Raw genomic sequence first — 23,878 nt, 5'->3', positions numbered from 1 at the left:
ATAGGTTGTCTATACAACCAAGTCAACAGATTTTCTTTTGGGGTCAGACCCGACGGGTCTGACCCCGGCCCTCATTCTTTCTCGAACACGCGCTTGCCCGCCACCCACGTCTGCAGCACCTGCGTCTTGCCGATGGCCTTGGGCTCGACGGTGAACAGGTCCTGGTCGACGACGATGAAGTCCGCCCATTTGCCCGCTTCCAGCGTGCCGATGACCTTTTCCTGGTGCGCCGCCCAGGCCGCGTCCAAGGTGAAGCAGCGCAGCGCCTCGGTGACCGTCATGGCTTGCTGCGGATACCAGCCGCCGGCCGGGAACCCCTCGCTGTTCTGCCGCGTGACGGCCGCGTGGATGCCCTCGAACGGGTTCGGCGACTCGATGGGGAAGTCGGAGCCGCAGGCGATGCGCGAACCCTGCTTGAGGAAGGTGCGCCACGCATACGCGCCCTTGATGCGCTCGTGGCCCACGCGCTGCTCCGCCATGTTCTGGTCGGACGTGGCGTGCGTGGGCTGCATCGACGGCACGATGCCCAGCGCCTTGAAACGGGGGATGTCGGATAATTGCACCACCTGCGCGTGCTCCATGCGGTGGCGCAGGCCCACGCTATGGTATTGCGCGGTCAAGGCCTGGTAGCCGTCGAGGATTTGATGGTTGCCCGCGTCGCCGATGGCGTGCACGTTCACCTGGTAGCCGGCGCGCATGGCTTTTTCCATTTTCGCGCGCATGGCGTCGTCCTTGTAGAACAGCAGGCCGCGGGTGGAAGGATCGTCGCTGTACGGCGCCAGCAGGGCCGCGCCGCGGCTGCCCAGGGCGCCGTCGGACAGCAGTTTGACGGCGCGCAAGGCGTACATGTCGCGCGCATAGCTTTTTAATGGGCCGCTTTTCGACAGCGCGTCGAAATCTTCCGTGGTATCGGCAATCATGCCGTAGACGCGCACCGTCAGCTTGCCGTGGTCCGCGTAGTCGCGGAACAGCCGGTCCTGCATCTGGCCGATGCCCGCATCGTGCACGCTGGTCAGGCCCGCCTGCGACAGCTGCGCCAGCGCGCCATCGAGGGCGGCGCGGTTTTCCACGTCGCCCGGCTTGGGCAGCACGGCATCCATCAAGTCCATGGCGCTGTCGACCAGCACGCCGGTGGCGTTGCCATCCGCGTCGCGGACTATCTTGCCGCCGGCCGGGTCTTGCGTGGCGCGCGTGATGCCGGCCAGCGCCAGCGCGCGGCTGTTGGCCCAGCCCGCGTGGCCATCGACCCGGCGCAGCCACACTGGCCGCGCGCTTTCCACCGCATCGAGTTCTGCGGCCGTGGGAAAGCGGCCCAGCTTCCAGATTTCCTGGTTCCAGCCGCTGCCGACGACCCAGCTGCGCTCGGGATGCGCGCGGGCGAAGTCGCCCACGGCTTGCACGGCGGCCGGCAGCGACGACGAACCGTACAGCATCACGCCGCTGGCGATCGTCCCCAGGCCGAACACGTGGCCGTGCGCGTCGATCAGGCCGGGCAACACGGTTTTTCCCCGCACGTCGACGTGCAGGGCGCCCTTGGCCGCCTTGCGCTTCACCTGCGCGGCGCTGCCGACGGCAAGGAGTTTTCCAGCGTCGTCAAAGGCCAGCGCCGTGAAGCGCACCACCTTGCCATGCGCGTCGAGCGTGTAGCCATTCGCATTGTTGATGACCGTGTCGGCATGGGCCTGGCCCAAGGTGCCCAGGCAGGCGAGAACGAGCAGGGTACGGCGCAGTGGCAGGGTCGGCATTTCCATCTCCAGGTCTTTTAATAAATGAGTGAAAAGACGAGTGTATAGAAATTGGCAAAATGGTCAATCAGGCAGCAGTGGGTTGCCGCAGCATCAGCCAGTAATCGCAGCCCGTGACGGCTTCCGCATAACGCCCTGCCACCACGAAGCCCAGGCGGGCATAAAACGGCAGGCTGCGCTCGTTGTAGGTCTCCAGGAAGCACGCGGCGCCCGCCGCATCGACGGCCGCCAGGCCCGGCGCCAGCACGGACGCACCCAGTCCCCGCCCCTGTGCGTCCGGGGCGATGCCGGCGATCGACAGATACCACGCGTCCTGCAGACCATGCGGCGCCAGCGCGTGCTCCATGTTCCCGACGATGGCCGTGAAATGCGCGTAGCCCTGCTCTCCCAGCAGCACGCGCAAGGCTGCTTCGCGCTGCGCGTAGGCGGCCTGACGCTGGGCTGCCGGCGCATCCGTCGTCCAGATGGCGGCGCCATTGCCTACCGCATCGGCCAGGTCGACGCGCCCCGCCTGCTCGCCCTCGGTCAGCGCCAGCGCAAAATACGCTTCCAGCATGGCCAGCCGTGCCGTTTCGTCGTCGCCGCAGGCCACCGTGACGGCGCGGTAAAACGGGTCGCCGATCAGGGCGGCAGCCAGGCTGAGGGCGGCTTGCGATGCTTGAGTATGGGGGGTGCTGGACATGGGTTCTCTTTCTGTTCGTTGTATCTTTTCATTGCGACGCCCGGCATCTTAACGCAAGCGCCCAAGCCTTGCGCCCAGTCAATACCTCCCCGCCGCCGCTGGCCTACGCTGGCGTTTTATCGCGGAGGTTCCATGGCCAGGCACCATGTCATCAGCACCACCGCGTGCGACGTGTTCTTCAAGCTCGTGGCCCATCAAAAGAAAAGCCTGGGCGCGCGCTTCGACAGCATGATCGTCACCTTCAGCGCCGACGGCCAGCCCGTGCTGGGCGCCACCCTACGCAACGCGACAAGCGGCTGCGAACTGCACCGCCTGGCCGGCCAGCCCGACGAATGCTGGTGCTGCGGCTACGACGAACAGCTGGAATTCGTCTCGCAAAACAAGGTGCCGCTGGCGCACGCCGACTACCGGCTCACCTTGAGCAATGGCGAAACGTGGACGGGCACGACGGATGCGAAGGGACGCACGGGGCGCATCGCCAGCAAGCGGGAAGAGCAAATTACCCAGGCCGAATTCCTGCCGCACGCGGACAAATCGCCATGCTGCGCCGCCGCGCCCAAACACGCGGCGCCAGCCGTCAAGCTCGTCCCGCTGGAAGGCATCAAGACGACCGACAAGGACGTCGGTTCGTCCGTCAAGCAGGTGAAAGTGAAGGACAAGGTTCGCCCGCTGACCAGGGGCGAGATCGACATGGCGTGGATGCTGTTCCAGGATGCGATCGACTATGGCAAGGTCAAGGTGCATGGCGAACCGTATTTGTGGTTCGGTTTACAGCCGAAGAACGTGGCCATGACGCCGGATGGGGAGATATATTTTCATGAGTCGGAGTATCGGGAGGATTTCTCAAAGGAGGATGATCATCGGAAGCATTGGTTCATCCACGAAATGGTTCATATTTGGCAGTATCAACTCAACTATCCAGTAAAGATACGTGGTGCCATTCGTCTCGGCCTGGACTATACATACATTTTGCTAGCAAATCAAAAACTGGCCGATCACAATATGGAAGCTCAAGGAGATTTAATTGCAGACTACTTTGTGCTGAAATTTTTAGATTCTACTGAAGCAATGGTCCAACAGAAATATAAGAACTCTCAAAAAACTTTTGAAGAGGTACTCGGTGATTTCTTTAAAAATCGAAAAAGTCCAAAAAATCTTCCTGGTAATAATATCGACCATGAGCCTTTATTCGATATCCCCTGACGGATCCGCCTTTTCACGTATGGCATATGCTGTCGTCACTACTTCAAACGGAATACCGTGCTTTTCCATTACAAAAAAGGAGGAGGCACGCAATGGCACACCAATGCTCGGGGCATTAATCGTTTCCGATCTGTCCGTTCAACCCGTCAAGAAGGTATGGTCTTTCTCTGTACCTCCAGATTGGCCTATTCCAATCCATGCAGATTCGTGCATTCGTTATGGAGATTTGCCCCCTACTGCTACAGGAATTAAACCAAAAATTCTTATTCCAGGACATTTCTATAGCGTATTTCTGAATGGCCGCCCCAAAGATCCGTCCGATCCAACCTATGGTTACCAAGGAAAATTCTGCGTGAGAGCTACGGCGGATGGCGGCCAGCAAGTCATCCCCATCAACAGCGACATGCAGGCCTGGATCGATGAAGTCTGCCCGACGCCCCGCTAGCATCAATCCAACGCTGTTCATACTGCTCGCGCTCTCAAGTATGAACGGCTACGCGCGCTCACGCATGGCCGATGCCGAAGTTACCTCGATCAATGGCGTGCCCTGCTTTAGCATTTCCAAACAGGAAGAGAGGCGCAACGGCCAGCCCTTCCTCGGCGCCTTGAGCGTGTCCGACGTGACGGTCAAGCCAACGACGGAAATATGGGGGTTTCTCATGACGGACAGTAAGAAAATTCCGCTGTCTTCAACAAATTGCATTACCTATGGGAATATTCCGGCTCATGCCGACGCTGCGCCCGCGCCTGAATTGAAGACCGGCAGGGTGTACGAGGTATTTCTGAATGGCAGGCCAGCCGATCCTGCCGATCCTACCTATGGATATGTGGCAAAGTTCTGTCTCATACAGCAGGTCTCTGCCAAGCCACGCCTCGTCGTCATCAAAAGCGATACACAGGCCTGGATGGATGATACGTGCCCAGCCAAAAATCCTGTCCCATAGAAGGCATGCCATGAATCACCGCCACCTTATTCTTTGTCTGCTGGCGACCTTGACGAGCATGGATGCCTCGGCGTGGTCGCGCATGGCCGAAGCCGAGATTAGCGCTTTCAAAGGCATACCATGCTTTACCATTTCAAAAAAAGAAGAACGCCGCAATGGAACGCCAATGCTGGGTGCACTCATGGTTTACGATATCTCCATAAAGCCGCCTGTAGAGGTCTGGTCCTTCATTCTCCTTGGAGCGACGCCCCTACCCATGCATGCAAAAACCTGCTATTTGTATGGCCAAGTACCAGCAGGAGCCGAATCGACTGCCGCGACGATGTTGAAAACAGGCAGGATGTACAGCGTCTTCTTGAATGGCAGGCCGGATGACCCGTCTGACTCGACCCGTGGTTACAAAGGGAAATTCTGTCTCATCGCGACAACTAACGGTGGTCAACAGGTCATTCCCATCAAACGCGATATGCAGGCCTGGATAGACGAAATTTGCCCGGCAAACACCCCAGCACAAAAAGGCCAATAATGCCCATCTGCCACAAGAGCCTATTGGTACTCGCCTTGATGACCTGCATGAGTGCCTCGGCCACCTCCCGCATGGCATACGCGGAAGTACAGCTAAAAAATGGCATTCCCTGTTTCACCATTTCGCAACAAGAAGAAGCACGCAACGGGCTTCCGCAGATTAGTGCGGTCGTACTGACAGATGTATCCGCCAAGCCCGCAGTCAAAGTATGGTCTTTTCTTTTACCGGGAACAGCAACTATTCCTGTGCATGCCAAGTCCTGCCTTTTGTATGGGCTTGCTCCAGCAAAGGCAGAGGTCAAGCCGCCCAAAGCGCCGCCGCTGAAAACGGGGCGCATGTATGACGTCTTCCTGAACGGTAGGCCAGCCGATCCTTCAGATCCTACTCGCGGCTACGTCGGGAAATTTTGCTTAATCACCGGCATCTCCGGGGAGCGCAAGATTCTTCGTATCGACAGAGATAGCCAAGCCTGGATAGATGAAATCTGCCCCGTTCAGAAATAGGAAAAACATGATGTCCTTGCAGCAGAATGCCCTGTTCATATTGCTCATGTTCCTCAGTCTGCATGCCTGTGCAACATCACGCATCGCCGATGCTGAAATCAGTTCAGTGAATGGCACCCCCTGCTTCACAATCTCGCAGACGGAAGAACAGCGTAACGGCCAGTCACTCCTGGGAGCACTCAGCATTTCAAACCTGTCAGAAAAGCCCGTCGTTGGTGTGTGGAGTTTTTATATGACTGGTGGAAAAAAAGTACCGCTCTCGTCAAAAAGCTGCCTTCGGTATGGTGACCTTCCCCAAGGCGCGAACGGCATGCCCGCCCCTGAACTGCACACAGAACGGGTCTACAGCATTTTCCTCAATGGAAGACCAAATGATCCTGCAGACCCTACCTATGGCTACATGGGAAAGTTTTGCATAGTAGCCACGGCCACTGGTGAACGAAAAATCATCGCCATTGGCAGCGACACGCCAGCGTGGAAACAGGATAGTTGCCCGGAGCATTCGCACATCAGATAGTGCAAGGATCGCCATGCCATATCGTCACACACTGCTATTCCTGCTTGCCACGCTGACGACTATCAATGCCTCGGCGTGGTCGCGCATCGCTGATGCCCTCATTCACTCTGGCAACGGCATGCCGTGCTTCTCCATTACAAAAAAGGAAGAGGCACGCAATGGCCTGCCATTTCTTGGCGCACTCATGGTTTCAGACATGTCCGCGCAACCAGTAAAAGAAGTATGGGGATTCTCCATGCCTCCAGAGATGCCGCTACCCATCCGCGCCAGCACATGCATCCGCTATGGAAAACTGCCTACCGGCGCGACGGGCATGCGCGCTGAAAAACTGATGCCCGGGCATTTTTATCATGTGTTCCTGAATGGCAGCCCCAAAGATCCGTCCGATCCAACCTATGGTTACCAAGGAAAATTCTGCGTGAGAGCTACGGCGGATGGCGGCCAGCAAGTCATCCCCATCAACAGCGACATGCAGGCCTGGATCGATGAAGTCTGCCCGACGCCCCGCTAGCATCAATCCAACGCTGTTCATACTGCTCGCGCTCTCAAGTATGAACGGCTACGCGCGCTCACGCATGGCCGATGCCGAAGTTACCTCGATCAATGGCGTGCCCTGCTTTAGCATTTCCAAACAGGAAGAGAGGCGCAACGGCCAGCCCTTCCTCGGCGCCTTGAGCGTGTCCGACGTGACGGTCAAGCCAACGACGGAAATATGGGGGTTTCTCATGACGGACAGTAAGAAAATTCCGCTGTCTTCAACAAATTGCATTACCTATGGGAATATTCCGGCTCATGCCGACGCTGCGCCCGCGCCTGAATTGAAGACCGGCAGGGTGTACGAGGTATTTCTGAATGGCAGGCCAGCCGATCCTGCCGATCCTACCTATGGATATGTGGCAAAGTTCTGTCTCATACAGCAGGTCTCTGCCAAGCCACGCCTCGTCGTCATCAAAAGCGATACACAGGCCTGGATGGATGATACGTGCCCAGCCAGAAATTCTTCCCGATAACGCAAGGCATGCCATGAATCATCGCCACCTTATTCTTTGTCTGCTGGCGACCTTGACGAGCATCAATGCCTCGGCGTGGTCGCGCATGGGCACAGCCGCCGTCATGACGGAGGCTGGCCTTCCCTGCTTCAAAATTGCCAGCGAAGAGGAACGATCAAGGGGACCAGTCAGCCTGAAGATGCTGACGATCAGCACACCTGGGCCGAATGGCTGGAAAGACGTATGGACGGTCATGTTTCCCAATGCCTCGTTTGGCGATCCCAGCTATCGCCTGCCAAACAAGGGATGTGTGCGCTATGGCAAGGCACCCGAGGGGGCCGAGAGCAGCGCTGCCGCGCCGCTGGTGGCGGGAAAAGTGTATGGCGTATCCTTCCTGGGAAGGCCGCCATCCGCGTCCGATCCCACTTCGCGCTACTCGGCAGATTTCTGCCTGCTCGCGGCACCCGCCGGGGGATTCCAGGTGATTCAGCTGACAAATGGCAAGAATACCTGCGCTCCCGAGGAAAAACCAAGATAGCGCGTGCCATTGCATCCGTCACGCACAGACCACGCCTCGCGTTCAAGACTTGGGCGGAACCACCTCAATCGATTCCTCCCCCCGCTTCGCCGGCGCCCTGAACCATTCACCGGGCGGCACCACGTGCGACTCTTTCGGGTCGTCGATGTAGTGCGGCGAGGTGATCTGCACGTCGAATTCGTTGAAGACGTCGATGATGTTCTGGTGCAAGCGGTTCAGCACTTCGGCGCGTTGGCGGGGGACTTCGGCACTGGCGTAGGCGACGAGGCGGTATTGCACATAGTAATCCTGCAAGGCCAGCTGCATCACGTACGGTTTCGGCGTGGTCGACAGTTCCGTTGTGCGCGAGGCCGCCAGTTCCAGCATGGCGTGCACTTGCCGCCACGGCGTGGCGTAGCCGATGGTGACGGTGGAGTCGAGCACGAAGCCGCCGCCGGGCTGGGCGCGCGAATAATTCTTGGTCGTTTGCGACATCACCCAGGCGTTCGGCAAGGCGACTTCCTCGCCCAGGCCCGTGCGCAGGCGCGTCTCGAACATGCCCAACTCGACCACCGTGCCCTCGCAGTCACCCACGCGCACATATTCTCCCTTGCGCAGGGCGCGCGTGTACATCAGGATCAGGCCGCTGGCGCCCTGGCCCACGATGCTCGACGCGCCGATCGACACCATCAAACCGACCAGCACGGACAGCCCCTGGAAAGCGGCCGTGTGCGAGCCGGGCAAATACGGATACGCCATGGCCAGCGCGAACAGCCAGATCACCACGCTGGCGATGCGGCGCGTGGGCAGGGCCGTGTCCTTGTCGAGCCAGCCGATCTGCAATTCGCCGCTTTCCACGCGCTTGAACAGCGAGGCGGCCGTGGCGGCGATCAGGCGCGCGATGGCGAAGATCACGCACACCAGCACCAGCCCCGGCAAGGCGCCGATGATGGCGTGAAAGACGTCAGCCGCCACGTCGAACAGGTAGCCGCTCAGGCTTTCGCCCCAGGAACGCGTGTACGGCAGGCGGCCCAGCACGAAGGCGGCCCACAGATACGTGGCCATCAGGCGCAAGCCCCACAGTACGGCGCTGAGCAACTGATACGCGAAGGCGATGTAGTGTTCGGCGTCGAGCACGCGCACATTTTTCAGGCGCACGTCGCGCAGGCGCGAAGCGAGCAGGATGCCGCTGCGGCGCTTGGCCCAGCGGTACAGACGCGTCAAGCCCATCCACACCAGCCAGAACACGAGCGTGGCGACCGCGCACACGGCGGCGGCGATCGCCAGGTAGCGCCAACTGCCCTGTTCGCGATAGTCAAACACGGCCTTGCTCAACTCGCCGGCGGCCGTTTTCGCCACGCTTTCCGTCGTGTCGCCGGCCAGCAAGTTGACGTCGCCAGGCACAACGACGAACAGCTGCACGCCATCGAGCAGCACTTGCGTGCCTTCTGGAATCATGCGCGTGCTCGCCTGCAAGGGACCGTTTTTCGCCAGCACGCTTTCCAGGCGGCGCTGCGCGCCGATGGCCCGTTCATCGGGCGGATAGCCGGCCAGCGCGGCGCGGAAGACGAATACCTTGCGGTTGGCAAACATCAATGGCGCCGTCTTGACGGCGGCGGCCTGTGACGGCGCGATGGCGGTCGCGGCTTCCGCAACGAGCGAGGATGCGCCCTCATCCGCGTGGGCTGCGGGCAGCAGGAAGATGGTCAACAGGCACAACAGGCGGAGCAACGCGGACATGGCAACAGTGAAAAGTGACAGGGAGTAGCCATCATGCCATGTAATTGCGGAAACTCAAGCGCCGCACCTACCGTTCAGCTCGCATCATGAAAAATGATGCCCAAGGTATGGCGCAAGCCCGAACGCAGGCGCGACACGCCATGGCGCATGTTAACGCGGTAACTGCCGCGCGTGCCGTTGACGGGGCGCAGCGCCACGGGAAAGATGACGGCGTCGCCCTGCATCAAGGGCACGACTTCGGCACGCGACTGCATGCGCGGGCGCTGCTCCGTCAGCACGAATTCGCCGCCCGTGAAATCGTCTTGTGGGCGCGACAGCAGCACGGCCAGTTGCAGCGGAAACACGTGCTCGCCATACAGGTCCTGGTGCAGGCAGTTGTAATCGCCTTCGCGGTAGCGCAGCAGCAAGGGCGTGGGCCGCGTTTGCCCCGCCGCATGGCAGCGCGCGAGGAAATCGGCGTGGCTGGAGGGAAAGCGCGTCTCCAGACCCATGCTGGCGTGCCAGCGGTTGGCAATCGCCGCCAGCGGTCCGTACAGCTGTTCGCGCAGGCCGGCCACCACATCGGGCAGCGGATGCGCCCAATACTGGTACTCGCCCTGTCCAAAGCCATGGCGCTGCATCACCACACGGCTGCGAAAGCGCGACGCATCGTCATACTGCGCTGCCAGCGCCGCGCACTGCGCAGGATTGAGCAAGCCCGGCACGACGGCGCAGCCATATTGATTCAGCTCATCCTCGATCTGCCGCCAATCGAGCGCCCTCACCGTTCGCCCTCGCGTTCCAGCAGCGCCTGCTTGCGTTCCACGCCCCAGCGGTAACCGGACAAGGCGCCATCGTTGCGCACCACCCTGTGGCAGGGGATGGCGACGGCCAGGGCATTGGCGGCGCAGGCGCCCGCCACGGCGCGCGCGCCTTTCGGCGCGCCGATGCGGCGGGCCAGCTCGGCATAGCTGACCGTGCTGCCGGCGGGAATTTCGCGCAAGGCTTGCCACACGCGCTGCTGGAACACGGTGCCGCGCACGTCCAGCGGCAAGTCCAGTCCGATCGCCGGCGCCTCGACCAGGCCCACCACCTGCGCCACCGTCTGTTCATAGTCAGGCTCGGCGCCGCGCAGCTCGGCTTGCGGAAAGCGGTCCTGCAAGTCGCGCAGCAGCAGTTCCGGGTCGTCGTCGATCAAAATGGCGCAGATGCCCTTGTCCGTGCTGGCCACGAGGATGGCGCCCAGCGAACAGGCGCCGATGGCAAAGCGGATCACGGCGCCGCTGCCGCCGGCACGGAATGCGCCCGGCGTCATGCCCAGCAAGCCGGGCGTGGCGGCATACAGACGGCCGCTGGAATTGAAGCCGGCCGCATATAACGTTTCCGTGACGTTCGCCGCGCCTTGCAAGCCGGCCTTCAGGCGCTCGCCGCGCCGCGCCGCCGCGTAGGCTTTCGGCGTGATGCCCGTGTGCGCCTTGAAGACGCGGTGAAAGTGAAAGCGGCTCATGCCGGCCGCCTGCGCCAGCGCGTCCAGGTCGGGCAGCTCGTCGCTGGCATCGATCAAACGGCAGATGTCGGCCACGATGGCCGCCTGGCGCTGGGCCAGGGGCGGCAAGTTCGGCTTGCAGCGCAGGCAGGGGCGGAAACCGGCCGCCTCCGCCTGCTCGCACGTGGCGTGAAAAGCCACGTTGCGGCGCAAGGCGGGACGCGCCGCGCAGGAAGGGCGGCAATACACGCCCGTCGTGCGCACCGAGTAATAAAAGACGCCGTCGGCATCGGGCGCGCGCCGCTGCAGGGCGTCCCAGCGTTCATCGTCAGTCAGGTAAGCGTGTTCCATGGCGAACTCCGTGCAAATCAATAATAAGTCACCAGCATAGCCAGCACCCGCGCGCGCCACACTCCGGCGCTTGCTTTTGAATTCAAAAAAGGCTGGCGGCGCCTGCCTTGCTCGGTGCTAAAATCGGCCATCGCGCCTCCAGCCGGCGGCGCGCCCTGCCCGCGCCCCGGAGAAACCGCATTGGACGATCATACTACCCAGGAAAATACGCCCATTTTCCAGCGCATCAAGGATTTTCTGCTGGCCGGCATCGCCGCCGGACGCTGGAAGGAAGGCGACGTGATTCCCTCCGAGCAAGCCCTCGTGAAACAATTCGGCGTCTCGCGCATGACGGTCAACCGCGCCGTGCGCGAACTGACCAGCGAACAGGTGCTGACGCGGCGCCAGGGTTCCGGCACCTATGTGGCGCAGCAAAAATACCAGGCGACCTTGTTGGAAATCAAGAGTATCGCCGATGAAGTGCGGGCGCGCGGACATATCCACCGCAGCAGCCTGCAATTGCTGGAACGTACGAAAGCCTCGGATTTGCTGGCCAAGCAATTCGGCCTGCCGCCGGAACACCCGCTGTTCCACTCGCTGATCGTGCATTTTGAAAACGGCGTGCCGATCCAGGTGGAAGACCGCTGGGTCAATCCCGAGTGCGCGCCCGACTACATGACGCAGGATTTTTCCAGCATCACGCCGAACGAATACCTGATGGCCGCCGCGCCCCTGCAAGGCGCCACCTACAGCATCGAAGCGCTGTCGGCACCGCGCGACATCGCGGAAATGCTGGCCATCGACACGAAACAGGCGTGCCTGGTCCTGCGCCGCCAGACGCGCTCGGGCGGCAAGATCGCCTCGATCGCCACCATGTGGCATCCCGGGCACCGATATCAGTTTGCCGGAAGTTTCACCTGAGAACACCTGAAAAAACCTACTGCGCGTCGCGCTTTGCGGCCTGTGATGCTCACCGTGCTCAAGCACGGTTGCGCTTCTCGGCCACAAATCGCTGCCGCTCGCTACGGTTTTATCAGGCGTTCTACAGATCGCTGATTCCGTAGCACGATTTCGCGCCGACTTTCTCTCAGATTCTCACCAAATCGCGAAAAAAACAGCCATTCCGGGGCAAAAAAAATCCCGTTTTGGCTGTTTCAGAACTTAAATACCCCGAGCAAATATTCGATGCTATAGTTGCCGCGAGAAAGCGCCGCAGGCGTTTATTTGAGCGCGCATCATGCACTGTCAGCCCAGTTCCATCATGCCCCAGAAAGGGATGCATTTGTCGTATTGCAGCCACACGAGTTTCAGCGCATCACGCCGACGGCGCCCTGCGCTGCGTCGTCTCGCTCATACGATGCTGGCGGCAGGCATGACGCTTTCCTTGCCGGTGCAGGCGGCGGTACATGGCATGGCGCCAACACTGCTATGGCCTTACGCTGCCGCCAGCGCCACCGCCCTGGCGGGAGTGGCTTGCTGGCAAGCCTGGCGGCTGCGGCAACAGTTGCGCCGCCTGCTGCTGCCCGCGCATGCCCTGGCCGAACAGGACGCCGGGCAAGCCTTGCGCGGCGCGGCCATGGCTGGCTGGACCTGGCGGCGACAGGCCGACCGGCTGCAGTTCGCGCCCCAGTACCAGGACGTGCTGGGCGACAAAAGCGCCAGGCTCGACCATGCACTGGACGAGTGGCTGGCCGAAGTGCACCGCGACGACCGCGCGCGCCTGAGCCTGGCCTTTCGCCAGCATCTGGATGGCCAGGCGCCCGGCACCTTCAATTGCGAATTCCGCTTGCGCCACAGCGACGGCCACTGGCGCTGGCTGCTGGCGCGCGGCGCCGTGCTGACACGCGCCTCGGATGGCGCCGCCACGCAGGCCAGCGGCATCGTCTGCGATATCAGCGAACGCAAACAGGATGAGCAATCGCGCATGCGCTCGATGCTGGAAGCGGCGCCCGAAGCCATGCTGGTGGCCGACGTCGAAGGCAAGGTGCACTACGCCAACCAGATCGGCGCGCGCTGCTTCGGCTATCCGCTGGCCGAATTGACGGGCATGTCGTTGGAGCAATTGGTACCGGAAAGCACGGCCAACCACTCCGTGGGCGACCCGCAAGCGCGGCACAGCCTGCCGGGCCGGGTGATGATGGCGCGCCGCCGCGACGGCACGCACTTCCCGGCCAAGGTCAGCCTGTCGCCGCTGCGCATGGCCGGGCAAGTATTTTCCATCGTCTCGCTGCGCGACATGACGCAGCGGCAACGCGCCGAGGAAGCGCTGCACGCCAGTTCCGAACGCTACCGCCTGATCGTGCAGACGGCCGCCGAAGGCATCTGGATGACGGATGCGGACGGCAAGACCACCTTCGTCAACCCGAAGATGGCGCACATGCTCGGCTACACGGTGCAGGAAATGCTGGGCCGTCCCCTGCTCGACTTCATGGACCGCGACAGCCAGCTGCTGATGCAGCGCCGCCTGGCCAGCCACGGCAGTGCCGCCAGCCAGCCGGATCAGGTCGATTTCCGCTTCTTCCGCAAGGATCAGTCGAGCCTGTGGGGCTTGCTGTCGAGCACCAGCATCCAGTCGGACAACGGCGAGCCGGGCGGCACCCTGGCGATGATCACCGACATCACGGAGCGGCGCCAGGCGTCGATCGCCCTGTCGAACTCGAGCCAGCGCATGGCGTCCGTGTTCGGCGCCGTGACGAACGGGCTGGTGGTGCAGGACAGCCACGGCCACATACTGGAAAGCAATGCCGCTGCCGAGCGCATGCTGGCGGCCAGTCCAGCCGGCAACAGCCTGTGGCAAGCGATCCACGAAGACGGTTCCCCCTTCGACCAGCGCAGCCATCCCGTGCACATCACCCTGTCGACGGGTGTCGCCATGCGCGACGTGCTGATGGGCGTGCAACAGCCCGACGGCAGCCTGTCGTGGCTGTCCGTAAATACCGAGGCCATCCGCGATGAATACGGCAAGGTGGGCATGGTGGTGGCCAGCCTGACGGACATCACGTATCACAAGCGCAGCGAGAGCGCCTTGCGCGAACTCAATGAACATCTGGAAGAGCGCGTGGCGCAGCGCACGGAGCAGCTGGACCAGGCCAAGCAGGTGGCCGAAGAAGCGAGCCTGGCGAAGGGGCAATTCCTGGCCAACATGAGCCATGAAATCCGCACGCCGATGAATGGCGTGATCGGTATGGCCTATCTGGCCCTGAAAACGGACCTGGAACCGCGCCAGCGCGATTACCTGGAAAAAATCCGTTTTGCCGGCGAACACTTGCTGGGCATCATCGACGACATTCTCGACATTTCGAAAATCGAGGCGGGCAAGCTGGAAATCGAGCGCGTCAACTTCAGTTTCGACCACGTCGTGCAAACGCTGATGACGGTAGTGGCGCCGCGCGCCGCCGGCAAGAACCTGGAACTGCTGTTTGAAATCGACCCGCAATTACCGGCCGTGCTCGTGGGCGACCCATTGCGCCTGGGACAAGTGCTGATCAACTACGCCAATAACGCAATCAAGTTCAGCGAACAGGGCAGCATCACCGTGAAGGTGCGCAAGGTGGTGGCAGACGCCAGGCACTGCCTGGTGCGCTTTGAAGTATGCGACCACGGCATCGGCCTGTCGCAGGATGAAATGAGCAAGCTGTTCCAGTCCTTCCAGCAGGCCGACACGTCCACCACGCGCGAATATGGCGGCACGGGCCTGGGCCTGGCCATCTGCAAGCAGCTGGCCCAGCTGATGGGCGGCGACGTGGGCGTCGACAGCCGTCCCGGCGCCGGCAGCACCTTCTGGTTCACGGCCAACCTGGGCATTTCCGACCAGGCGGCACCCGCCATGCTCGACAGCATGGTGCAGACGGCGGCGGCCATGCGCGCCAGCGCCGACGCGGCCCTGGTGATGCGCACGCTCAAGCATGCGCGCATCCTGCTGGTGGAAGACAACACGTTTAATCAGCAGGTGGCACTGGAATTGCTGGAAGAAGCGGGCGCCTCCGTCTGTCTGGCCAACAATGGCGAGGAAGCGCTCGACCTGCTGCGCCAGACGCAGTTCGACTGCGTGCTGATGGACGTGCAGATGCCGCTGATGGATGGCTTGCAGGCGACGCGCCACATCCGCGCCGACCCGCAGCTGGCGCACCTGCGCGTGCTGGCCATGACGGCCACGGCCACCAGCGAAGACCGCGTGCGCTGCCTGGACGCGGGCATGGACGATTTCATTTCCAAGCCCATCCAGCCGGCCATGATGTACCAGACCATCGCCAGCTGGCTGCCGGCGCGCGACACGCCCCCGCCGCCGGCACGCAGCCGCGCCGCGCCCGCCTTCAAGACCACGCTGGCGGGCGACCCGCAGGTGATCGACCTGTCGATCCTGGCCAAGCTGCTCGGTTACAACCCGGAAAAGGTGCGCAAATTCGCCTTCAAGTTTCTGCAGACGACGCAGGACGGCTTTGGCGACATCGATGCGGCCCTGGCGCGCGGCGACGTGCACCAGGTGCGCGAACTGGGACACCGCATCAAGTCGTCGGCGCGCACCGTGGGGGCCCTGGGACTGGCCGAGCTGTGCCACAACCTGGAAACCCTGGCGCCGGGCGAAGCGGCCGACGAGGCGGAGCGGGCCCGGCACATCGTCGCGCGCCTGTGGCCCCTGCTGGAACAGATTACCGAACAAATCATGAATAACACCAGCTTTGCCAATGACGATTAGCTACCGCCAAATTCCGTTAAGGCAAGGTATCGGCATCGACAGCGATGCAGCATATCAATAGGAAGACAGGACGATGACTACTGTATCAAACCAAGCAAGCCGTGAACACAACGAAGCAGGCCTGGCGCCATTGCGCGTATTGCTGCTGGACGACGACGTGTTCATGCTCGACGTGCTCAGCGACATGCTCGAGCAAATGGGCCCGTTCGACATCCGCTGCGAGTCGCATAGCGAACAGGCGCTGGCCACCCTGAAGCAGCACCAGCCCGACCTGCTGATCTGCGACCTGTCCATGCCCGACATCGACGGCATCGAATTTTTGCGCATGGCGGCTGAAAACGGCTTCCGCGGCGGCGTAGTCCTGCTGTCGGGCCTGCATTCGGCCGTGCGCCTGGCGGCCGAACGCCTGGCCATGGCCAACGGCCTGCATATATTAGGCACCTTCCGCAAGCCGATGGAAAGCGCGGAATTGCAGCTCATGGTGAACTTGCAACTGCAGCACACGGCGCGTCAGGCCGGCGCGCAAGCCTGAGCGCGGAGCCAGGCCGGGAGGCGGGACACGGCGCCGCAAGCCAGCAGGCATGCGGCTTTGCCGCCCTGGCGGCAGGCGCAGGGGCGATATGCCTCAAGTTTTTCTGCAATAATCGCCACGCTTTGAAAAAATGGGTTATTATTTCAGCCATCCCCGCCTGCATACCTCTGGTCGCACCTTCCAAGAACATTGAATTTGTGCCCATTGCCCCCATCTTCTCACTGCATTCCAGGAAGCATGGATGGCGAACCAGCGTATGGTGAATTCCAGGCATTATTGATCCCACCCTCATTTGAGGAAAATATGAGCGAAAATATCAAACACATTAGCGATGCATCTTTTGAAGCAGACGTCCTGAAATCCGAGTTGCCAGTACTGGTCGACTTCTGGGCAGAATGGTGCGGTCCCTGCAAGGCCATCGCCCCGATCCTGGAAGAAGTGGCCAAGGAATATGCCGGCCGCATCGTGATCGCCAAGATGGACGTGGACGCCAACCAGGCGGTACCTGCCAAGTTCGGCATCCGCGGCATCCCGACCCTGATCCTGTTCAAGGATGGTGCTGCAGCTGCTCAAAAAGTGGGCGCCATGGCCAAGGGCCAGTTGACCGCTTTCGTCGACAGCAACATTTAATGTATGATGGGCAGCGCTGCGCCCGCAGCGCCGCCTGACTGGATAGACCGGGAAGCGGCTTTGCCTCATTCGTGCACAGCCTTCCCCAATAATTAATCAACGCCACGCAGTCCCCTCCCCTACCTTTACATCCCGTCTCGGGACACTCAACACATATGCATTTATCCGAACTAAAGGCCCTACACGTATCCGCCCTGCTTGAGATGGCGATCGGTCTTGACATTGACAACGCAGCCCGCTTGCGCAAACAGGAGCTGATGTTCGCTATCCTGAAAAAACGCGCCAAGTCCGGCGAACAGATTTTTGGCGACGGCGCCCTGGAAGTGCTGCCTGACGGCTTCGGCTTCCTGCGCTCGCCTGACGCCAGCTACATGGCGTCCACCGACGATATTTACATCTCCCCTTCGCAAATCCGCCGCTTCAATCTGCACACCGGCGATTCGATCGAAGGCGAGGTACGGACCCCGAAAGATGGCGAACGCTATTTCGCACTGGTCAAAGTCGACAAGGTCAACGGCGAATCGCCGGAGATGTCGAAACACCGCATCCTGTTTGAAAACCTGACGCCGCTGCACCCGAACGAGCCGCTGCGCCTGGAACGTGAAATGAATGGCCAGGAAAACATCACCGGCCGCATCATCGACCTGATCGCCCCGATCGGCAAAGGCCAGCGCGGCTTGCTGGTGGCGTCGCCGAAATCCGGCAAATCCGTGATCCTGCAGCACATCGCCCATGCGATCACGGCCAACCACCCGGACATCACGCTGATCGTGCTGCTGATCGACGAACGTCCGGAAGAAGTGACCGAAATGCAACGCTCGGTACGCGGCGAAGTCGTCGCCTCGACCTTCGACGAGCCGGCCACGCGCCACGTGCAAGTGGCCGAGATGGTGCTGGAAAAAGCCAAGCGCCTGGTCGAAATGAAAAAAGACGTGGTCATCCTGCTCGACTCGATCACCCGTCTGGCGCGTGCCTACAACACCGTCATCCCTGCCTCGGGCAAGGTCCTGACCGGCGGTGTCGACGCGAACGCGCTGCAACGTCCAAAACGCTTCTTCGGCGCCGCGCGCAATATCGAAGAAGGCGGCTCGCTGACCATCATCGCCACGGCGCTGATCGAAACGGGTTCGCGCATGGATGACGTGATCTTTGAGGAATTCAAGGGTACCGGCAACATGGAAGTGCATCTGGAACGCCGTTTGGCCGAAAAACGCGTCTACCCGGCAATCAACCTGAACAAATCGGGTACCCGCCGCGAAGAACTGCTGATCAAGCCGAACGAGCTGCAAAAAATCTGGATCCTGCGCAAGTTGCTGTACTCGATGGACGAGATCGAGGCGATGGAGTTCATTCTCGACAAGATGAAGGCGACCAAAAACAACGCCGAATTCTTCGACATGATGCGCCGGGGCGGCTAAATTCCCCTGCCGTGTATCGTAGGTCGGATTAGGCCCGCAGGGCTGTAATCCGACAACATTGTTGGCGAAGACGGTGGTGTTGTCGGATTACGCGCTAGCGCGCTAATCCGACCTACGTTGCGCCCGGCGTAAGCACACGCGATCATGCAAAGCCGCTCATTGAGCGGCTTTTTTATTGCCTGCGCCCCGAAAGCGCTATATAATCGACGGTTGCATTATTTTAAACCTGGCAAGTGATCGGCAATCGGGTCAAGAAGCAGGACGACCGACGAAGTGCTGTTTGGCTACCAAACTAGAGAGAAGACCATGAAAGTCGATACCCATCCAGAATACCGCGAAGTTGTTTTCCACGATCTGTCGTGCGATTTCAAATTCGTTACCCGCTCGACCATCCAAACCCGCGAAAAAATCACCCACGACGGTAAAGAATACCCACTGGTGAAGATCGAGGTTTCGGCTGAATCGCACCCATTCTTCACGGGCAAGCACAAAATCGTCGATACCGCCGGTCGCGTCGAGAAGTTCCGTCAGAAGTTCGGTTCGGTTGGTTCGAAAACCGCAGTCGCAGCAGGCTGATTTTTGCCGCTTTGCGGCAAAACAGGGCAGCTCCGGCTGCCAGAGAAAAGGCAGCCACGGCTGCCTTTTTTGTCTTTGGCCGCTTTACTTTATACTCGCGCATACCCGACGCCATTCGTCGCGTCTTGCCACTATTCTGATACCGATTATCGATGAAGCCAGTCCGCCTTCCCGCCGCTGCCACACTCGCGCTGCCACGATGGGCCTTGTTTGCGCTCGGCCTGCTGTACATCCTGCCTGGCCTGATCGGCCGCGAACCGTGGAAGAACGATGATGCCGCCAGTTTCGGCATCATGTGGACCATGGCGCATGGCGGCCTGAACGACTGGCTGTGGCCCAACATCGCCGGCCTGTCGCTGCTCGATGAAGGCCCGCTGGCCTTCTGGCTGGGCGCCATCTTCATCAAGCTGTTCGGCTGGATCGACGGCGACGTCTTTGGCGCGCGCATGTCGACCATCGGCATCTTCGTCGTCAGCACCCTGTCCGTCTGGTACACCGCCTTCAACCTGGGCCGGCGCAACGACGCCCAGCCGCTGCGCCTGGCTTTCGGCGGCCAGCCCGAGCCGGACGACTTCGGCCGCACCCTGGCCGATGCCGCCGTGCTCATCTACCTGGGCTGCCTGGGCCTCTTGCAGCACAGCCACGACATCACGGCCGAAGCGCTGTACGTGTCCCTGATGGCCTATTTGCTGTACCGCGCCGTGCGCTACGTGGAAGGCCCGTCCGTGCGCAATGCGGCCCTGCTGGGCCTGGCGCTGGGCGGCCTGACCCTCGCGCGCGGCTGGATCACGCCGGCGGCGCTGAGCATCGCCTTGCTGCTGTGCACCGTCTTCCTGCGCCTGCCGCTGCTGCGCAGCGTGCGCCACCTGGCGCTGGCCATCCTGATCGGCATCGCGCTGACCCTGGCCTGGCTGCTGCCGGGCGAACTGCTGCAGCCATACGGCCATTCGCCGCTGCAAGCGTGGATGGAATGGAATTGCCGCCAGTTCAGCGCCCCCAGCCTGAAGAGCCTGCAATACTTCTGGCGTGTCGGCATCTGGTTCTTCTGGCCCGCCTGGCCGTTCGCCGCCTGGGCCGTGTATGCCTGGCGCCGCCAGCACCACGTGCTGCACATCGTCGTGCCGCTGACCTTTGTCGCCATGCTGGCCATCCTGGGCCTGTGCCATCCCGATCCCGACCCGAGCCAGCTGCTGCCGCTGCTGCCGCCGCTGGCCGTGATGGCCGCGTTCGGCTTGCTGACCATGAAACGGGGCGCCATCAACGCCATCGACTGGTTCTCCGTGATGGTGCTGACCATCTGCGCCCTCGCGCTGTGGCTGTTCTGGTTCGCCATCCTGACGGGCTGGCCTCCAAAACTGTCGCATAACGCCCTGAAACTCATGCCAGGTTTCAAGCCCGAACTGGACTTGCTGGCCTTCTTCGTCGCCGCCTGCGCCAGCGCGGGCTGGGTGGCGCTGGTGCACTGGCGCATCTCGCGCCAGCCAGCCGTGCTGTGGCGCGCCGTGGTGCTGTCGTCCGGCGGCCTGATCCTGATCTGGGTGCTGATCATGACCCTGTTCCTGCCGCCGCTGAACTACAGCAAGAGCTACGCCAGCGTCGCGCACCAGATTTCCGTCCACCTGCCGCCGGGCACTACTTGCATCAACAGCAATGTCGGCGCCGCCCAGCGCGCCTCGTTCGCCTACTACGGCCACCTGCCGTTTGCCAATGTGGGCCAACAGCATTGCGACGTGTTCTTGTTGCAAGACAGCATTAAAGTTCCGGATAACAAGGAAAAGCTGCCGGAACACCACGGTGCGGATTGGATCAAGCTGTGGGAAGGACGCCGCCCCACGGATGACGTGGAACGCTTCCGCCTGTACCAGCGCGTCAGATAAACAGCAAAAAACCGGGCCAGCCCCGGTTTTTTTATGTCCGCAAGACAATTGCTGACCCTAGGAAAAGTGTTGCCTTAAAATATAGTTAATTACCTAAATTGAACTAACATTGTTTTTTATATTATAATAGCCGGCTGCGCGATGGCGGTGTGTTGCTTTCCCGCCCGAATCGTCCCCTAATTGACTATGAGATTGTCCATGAAATTATTTGCTACCCGTACCTTGCCGCTCATCAGCGCCGCCCTGTTCGCCTTCGCCTTCAGCGCTTCGGCCCAAGCCACCGTGGTCGACCTCGGCGTCGCCAATGGCTACTCGGCCTTTATCTTTGGCAACATCGGCAGCAGCGGCGCCAGCGGTTTTACCAGCGTCGGCGGCAGCATTGCCGCTGGCGGCAATATCTACCTGGACAACTACAATGTCGGCACGAATAAAAAGCCAGGCAGCGCCGTCAATTCGGTCGTTGCTGGCGGCAACCTGAACACGGGCTGGGGCACGCTCAGCGGTTCGGCCGTGTACGGCGTCAGCAACCCCAACGCCACCCTGACGGCGCCACAGTGGTTTCCAAAAGATAACATCAGCAAAGGCAATGCCTCCACCCTGGACTTCGCGGGCGCCAAGCAGCAACTGACGACCCTGTCGGGCGACGTGGCCAAGCTGCAATCGAACGGCACCGTGATCTCGCAGTACGGCAACATGACCCTGGTCGGCAATGTCAACGCCGACGTGAATATTTTCAACATCGATGCGTCGAACCTGCATAACCTGACGCTGGACCTGTCCTCGCTGAAAAGCACGGCCAGCATCATCATCAACGGCACGGCCACCGACATCACCATGAGCGGCGGCTTCGACAATTTCGCCAGTTTCGCCAACCGCACGCTGTTCAACTTCGCCAACGCCACCACCACTAACCTGCAGAACGTCGGCATCAACGGCAGCATCCTGGCGCCGCACAGCGCGTTCTCCGGTTCGGGCGACATGAACGGCACCCTGATCGCCAATTCGGTCAGCTCGATCAATCGTGGTCACGTCGCGATGAACGGTTCCGGCTTCAACACGGTCAACGTGTCGGCCGTACCTGAGCCAGGCACCTACGCCATGCTGCTGGCCGGCCTGGGCTTGCTGGCCTTCATGCGCCGCCGCACGCCAGCGCGCGCACCGCAAGCCGCGATGGCCTGAGCTTGACGCCGCATCAATAAAAAACACCGGGCCGCGCGAGCGTCCCGGTGTTTTTTTATGGGCGGGCGAAAAACTTAATCCGCGCTCAGCCCCAGATCCGTCGCCACCTGCTTGCGCAATACATATTTCTGGATCTTGCCCGTTACCGTCATGGGGAATTCCTCGACGAAGCGCACATAGCGGGGAATCTTGTAATAGGCGATCTGCCCGTCGCAAAAGGCGCGGATATCCTCGCTGGTGGCCTGCGTGCCCGGGCGCAGGATGATGCAGGCGCACAGTTCTTCACCATACTTGGCGTCCGGCACGCCCACGCATTGCACGTCGAGCACGCTCGGGTGGCGGTACAGGAATTCCTCGACTTCGCGCGGGTAGATGTTTTCGCCGCCGCGTATCACCATGTCCTTCGAGCGGCCGACGATGCTGCAAAAGCCGTAGTCGTCGATGACGGCCAGGTCGCCCGTGTGCATCCAGCGCGCCGCGTCGATGGCCTCCGCTGTTTTTTCCGGGTCGCCCCAGTAGCCCTGCATCACGGAATAGCCGCGCGTGAGCAATTCGCCCTTTTCGCCGCGCGGCACGATGCGGCCTTCCGCATCGATGATTTTCACTTCCAGGTGCGGGTGGACCCTTCCGATGGACGAGACGCGCATCTCGCGCGGGTCTTCGATCGCCGTCTGGAAGCTGACGGGCGACGTTTCCGTCATGCCATACGCAATCGTGATTTCCGCCATGTGCATCAATTCGATGACCCGCGTCATGACTTCCATCGGACAAGGCGAGCCGGCCATGATGCCGGTGCGCAGCCGGGACAAGTCATATTGCTTGAAGTCAGGATGGTCGAGGATGGCGATGAACATGGTGGGCACGCCATGCAATCCCGTGCAGCGCTCGGCCTGCACCGTTTCCAGCACGGCTTTCGGATCGAAGCCTTCGCCGGGAAATACCATGGCCGCGCCGTGCGTGACGCAGGCCAGGTTGCCCAGCACCATGCCGAAGCAGTGGTACAGGGGCACGGGGATGCACAAGCGGTCCCGTTCCGTCAGGCGCATGGCTTCGCCGATGAAGAAACCGTTGTTCAGGATATTGTGGTGCGTCAAGGTGGCGCCCTTCGGCGCGCCCGTGGTGCCGGACGTGAACTGAATGTTGACGGCGTCGTCAAACTGCAAGCCAGCGCTCACTTCGTCCAGGTGCGCCAGGTCGGCGTCGGTGATGCCGTCCATCACCGCGTCGAAGTTGTGCATGCCCGGCGTGGTGGCCGCGCCCAGGCGGATGACGTGGCGCAATTGCGGCAGGCGCGGCGACTGCAGGGCGCCGGCGCGCGAACGGGCGATTTCCGGCACCACGTCCTGCACGATGGCCAGGTAATCGCTGGACTTGAAGCTGGGCGACAGGATCAGCGCGCTGCATTGCACCTTGTCGAGCACGTATTCGAGTTCGGAGCGGCGGTAGGCGGGGTTGATGTTGACCATGATCAAACCGGCTTTCGCCGTGGCAAACTGCGTCAGCACCCATTCGGCGCAATTCTGCGACCAGATGCCGACCCGGTCGCCCGGCTGCAAGCCCAGTTTCAACAGGCCGGCGGCAAGCCGGTGCACGCGCTGCTGGAATTCCAGATACGTCCAGCGCACGTTCTGGTGCGCCACGATCAGGGCATCGTGCTGGCCATAGCGCTCGGCGATGCCGTCCAGGTAGGCGCCTATCGTTTCGCCGATCAACGGCGTCTCGTGGGCGCCGTGTACATAACTCATTGCTTGCATGCTGTCTCCGGGGTGGGTGGCGCGGCGCGCTCTTGTTATCGTCTTCGATGCAGAA

22 protein-coding genes and 2 pseudogenes are annotated in these 23,878 nt (G+C 61.3%); 18 read left to right on the top strand and 6 right to left on the bottom strand.

Going from position 1 to position 23,878, the window contains the following annotated elements; translation table 11 throughout:
• Nucleotides 1–71: 71 nt before the first annotated feature.
• Nucleotides 72–1,745, bottom strand: coding sequence for an amidohydrolase (locus AC1Q6X_RS14485; protein ID WP_492497651.1), 1,674 nt, complete (start codon nt 1,743–1,745; stop codon nt 72–74).
• A 67-nt stretch (nt 1,746–1,812) separates the two neighbouring features.
• Entirely contained in the window at nt 1,813–2,427 is a 615-nt protein-coding gene (locus tag AC1Q6X_RS14480) for a GNAT family N-acetyltransferase (RefSeq protein WP_492497650.1), read from the bottom strand.
• A 132-nt stretch (nt 2,428–2,559) separates the two neighbouring features.
• Here AC1Q6X_RS14480 and AC1Q6X_RS14475 point away from each other — a divergent pair, with 132 nt between their 5' ends.
• The 9 genes from AC1Q6X_RS14475 to AC1Q6X_RS14435 all read left to right on the top strand — a co-directional run bounded on the left by AC1Q6X_RS14475 (nt 2,560) and on the right by AC1Q6X_RS14435 (nt 7,647).
• Nucleotides 2,560–3,630 carry a hypothetical protein gene (locus AC1Q6X_RS14475; RefSeq protein ID WP_139143572.1) on the top strand — a complete coding sequence of 357 codons (1,071 nt, stop codon included), beginning with the start codon at nt 2,560–2,562 and terminating at the stop codon, nt 3,628–3,630.
• Nucleotides 3,605–4,075, top strand: coding sequence for a hypothetical protein (locus AC1Q6X_RS14470; RefSeq protein ID WP_139143573.1), 471 nt, complete (start codon nt 3,605–3,607; stop codon nt 4,073–4,075). Before AC1Q6X_RS14475 ends, AC1Q6X_RS14470 begins: the two co-directional genes overlap by 26 nt.
• A 64-nt stretch (nt 4,076–4,139) precedes the next feature.
• Complete coding sequence (locus AC1Q6X_RS14465; protein WP_492497649.1) at nt 4,140–4,574, top strand: hypothetical protein; 435 nt, start codon at nt 4,140–4,142, stop codon at nt 4,572–4,574.
• A gap of 10 nt (nt 4,575–4,584) precedes the next feature.
• Entirely contained in the window at nt 4,585–5,100 is a 516-nt protein-coding gene (locus AC1Q6X_RS14460; RefSeq protein ID WP_070224208.1) for a hypothetical protein, read from the top strand.
• 47 nt (nt 5,101–5,147) lie between these two features.
• Nucleotides 5,148–5,603 (top strand): hypothetical protein, encoded by a 456-nt coding sequence (locus AC1Q6X_RS14455; RefSeq protein WP_139143574.1) that lies wholly within the window; start codon nt 5,148–5,150, stop codon nt 5,601–5,603.
• A gap of 7 nt (nt 5,604–5,610) precedes the next feature.
• Complete coding sequence (locus AC1Q6X_RS14450; protein WP_070308411.1) at nt 5,611–6,120, top strand: hypothetical protein; 510 nt, start codon at nt 5,611–5,613, stop codon at nt 6,118–6,120.
• Between the two features lie 13 nt (nt 6,121–6,133).
• Entirely contained in the window at nt 6,134–6,631 is a 498-nt protein-coding gene (locus tag AC1Q6X_RS14445) for a hypothetical protein (RefSeq protein WP_492497648.1), read from the top strand.
• A gap of 64 nt (nt 6,632–6,695) precedes the next feature.
• A complete protein-coding gene (locus AC1Q6X_RS14440) occupies nt 6,696–7,130 on the top strand; it encodes a hypothetical protein (RefSeq protein ID WP_492497647.1) in 435 nt (144 codons plus the stop codon).
• Nucleotides 7,131–7,143: 13 nt separating this feature from the next.
• The gene (locus AC1Q6X_RS14435) at nt 7,144–7,647 is read left to right on the top strand and encodes a hypothetical protein (protein WP_121670525.1); all 504 of its coding nucleotides are present in this window, start codon (nt 7,144–7,146) and stop codon (nt 7,645–7,647) included.
• A gap of 42 nt (nt 7,648–7,689) precedes the next feature.
• On the opposite strand, the gene AC1Q6X_RS14430 is transcribed toward AC1Q6X_RS14435, so the two are convergent.
• The 3 genes from AC1Q6X_RS14430 to ada form a co-directional block, all read right to left on the bottom strand.
• Nucleotides 7,690–9,366 (bottom strand): mechanosensitive ion channel family protein, encoded by a 1,677-nt coding sequence (locus tag AC1Q6X_RS14430; protein ID WP_492497646.1) that lies wholly within the window; start codon nt 9,364–9,366, stop codon nt 7,690–7,692.
• 74 nt (nt 9,367–9,440) lie between these two features.
• Nucleotides 9,441–10,130, bottom strand: coding sequence for a 2OG-Fe(II) oxygenase (locus tag AC1Q6X_RS14425; protein ID WP_492497645.1), 690 nt, complete (start codon nt 10,128–10,130; stop codon nt 9,441–9,443).
• Entirely contained in the window at nt 10,127–11,182 is a 1,056-nt protein-coding gene (gene ada, locus AC1Q6X_RS14420) for a bifunctional DNA-binding transcriptional regulator/O6-methylguanine-DNA methyltransferase Ada (RefSeq protein WP_070224302.1), read from the bottom strand. Before ada ends, AC1Q6X_RS14425 begins: the two co-directional genes overlap by 4 nt.
• Before the next feature lie 180 nt (nt 11,183–11,362).
• Here ada and hutC point away from each other — a divergent pair, with 180 nt between their 5' ends.
• The 9 genes and pseudogenes from hutC to AC1Q6X_RS14375 all read left to right on the top strand — a co-directional run.
• Nucleotides 11,363–12,082: a histidine utilization transcriptional repressor HutC gene (hutC, locus tag AC1Q6X_RS14415; RefSeq protein WP_070224202.1), complete on the top strand. Its 720-nt coding sequence runs from the start codon at nt 11,363–11,365 to the stop codon at nt 12,080–12,082.
• A 451-nt stretch (nt 12,083–12,533) separates the two neighbouring features.
• Nucleotides 12,534–15,857 carry a PAS domain-containing hybrid sensor histidine kinase/response regulator gene (locus tag AC1Q6X_RS14410; protein WP_230501924.1) on the top strand — a complete coding sequence of 1,108 codons (3,324 nt, stop codon included), beginning with the start codon at nt 12,534–12,536 and terminating at the stop codon, nt 15,855–15,857.
• Nucleotides 15,858–15,930: 73 nt separating this feature from the next.
• Nucleotides 15,931–16,389, top strand: coding sequence for a response regulator (locus AC1Q6X_RS14405; RefSeq protein ID WP_492497644.1), 459 nt, complete (start codon nt 15,931–15,933; stop codon nt 16,387–16,389).
• 303 nt (nt 16,390–16,692) lie between these two features.
• A complete protein-coding gene (gene trxA, locus AC1Q6X_RS14400) occupies nt 16,693–17,019 on the top strand; it encodes a thioredoxin TrxA (RefSeq protein WP_070224200.1) in 327 nt (108 codons plus the stop codon).
• Nucleotides 17,020–17,174: 155 nt separating this feature from the next.
• Complete coding sequence (gene rho / locus AC1Q6X_RS14395; RefSeq protein WP_034746249.1) at nt 17,175–18,437, top strand: transcription termination factor Rho; 1,263 nt, start codon at nt 17,175–17,177, stop codon at nt 18,435–18,437.
• Between the two features lie 306 nt (nt 18,438–18,743).
• Nucleotides 18,744–19,013 (top strand): type B 50S ribosomal protein L31, encoded by a 270-nt coding sequence (locus tag AC1Q6X_RS14390; protein ID WP_034746247.1) that lies wholly within the window; start codon nt 18,744–18,746, stop codon nt 19,011–19,013.
• Between the two features lie 152 nt (nt 19,014–19,165).
• Nucleotides 19,166–20,890: an ArnT family glycosyltransferase gene (locus AC1Q6X_RS14385; protein WP_230501921.1), complete on the top strand. Its 1,725-nt coding sequence runs from the start codon at nt 19,166–19,168 to the stop codon at nt 20,888–20,890.
• A 186-nt stretch (nt 20,891–21,076) separates the two neighbouring features.
• Nucleotides 21,077–21,904: pseudogene (locus AC1Q6X_RS14380) on the top strand (choice-of-anchor A family protein); the annotation flags it as partial.
• Between the two features lie 45 nt (nt 21,905–21,949).
• Nucleotides 21,950–22,069, top strand: a pseudogene (locus AC1Q6X_RS14375) (PEP-CTERM sorting domain-containing protein); the annotation flags it as partial.
• 74 nt (nt 22,070–22,143) lie between these two features.
• Here AC1Q6X_RS14375 and AC1Q6X_RS14370 read toward each other — a convergent pair.
• The gene (locus AC1Q6X_RS14370; protein WP_492497643.1) at nt 22,144–23,823 is read right to left on the bottom strand and encodes an AMP-binding protein; all 1,680 of its coding nucleotides are present in this window, start codon (nt 23,821–23,823) and stop codon (nt 22,144–22,146) included.
• Between the last annotated feature and the right edge of the window lie 55 nt (nt 23,824–23,878).

The sequence above is a fragment of the Janthinobacterium sp. GW823-FHT06H09 genome, assembly GCF_058794735.1.
Note: the sequence above shows the minus strand (reverse complement) of the source record. Positions and strands in the feature narration are given on the sequence as shown.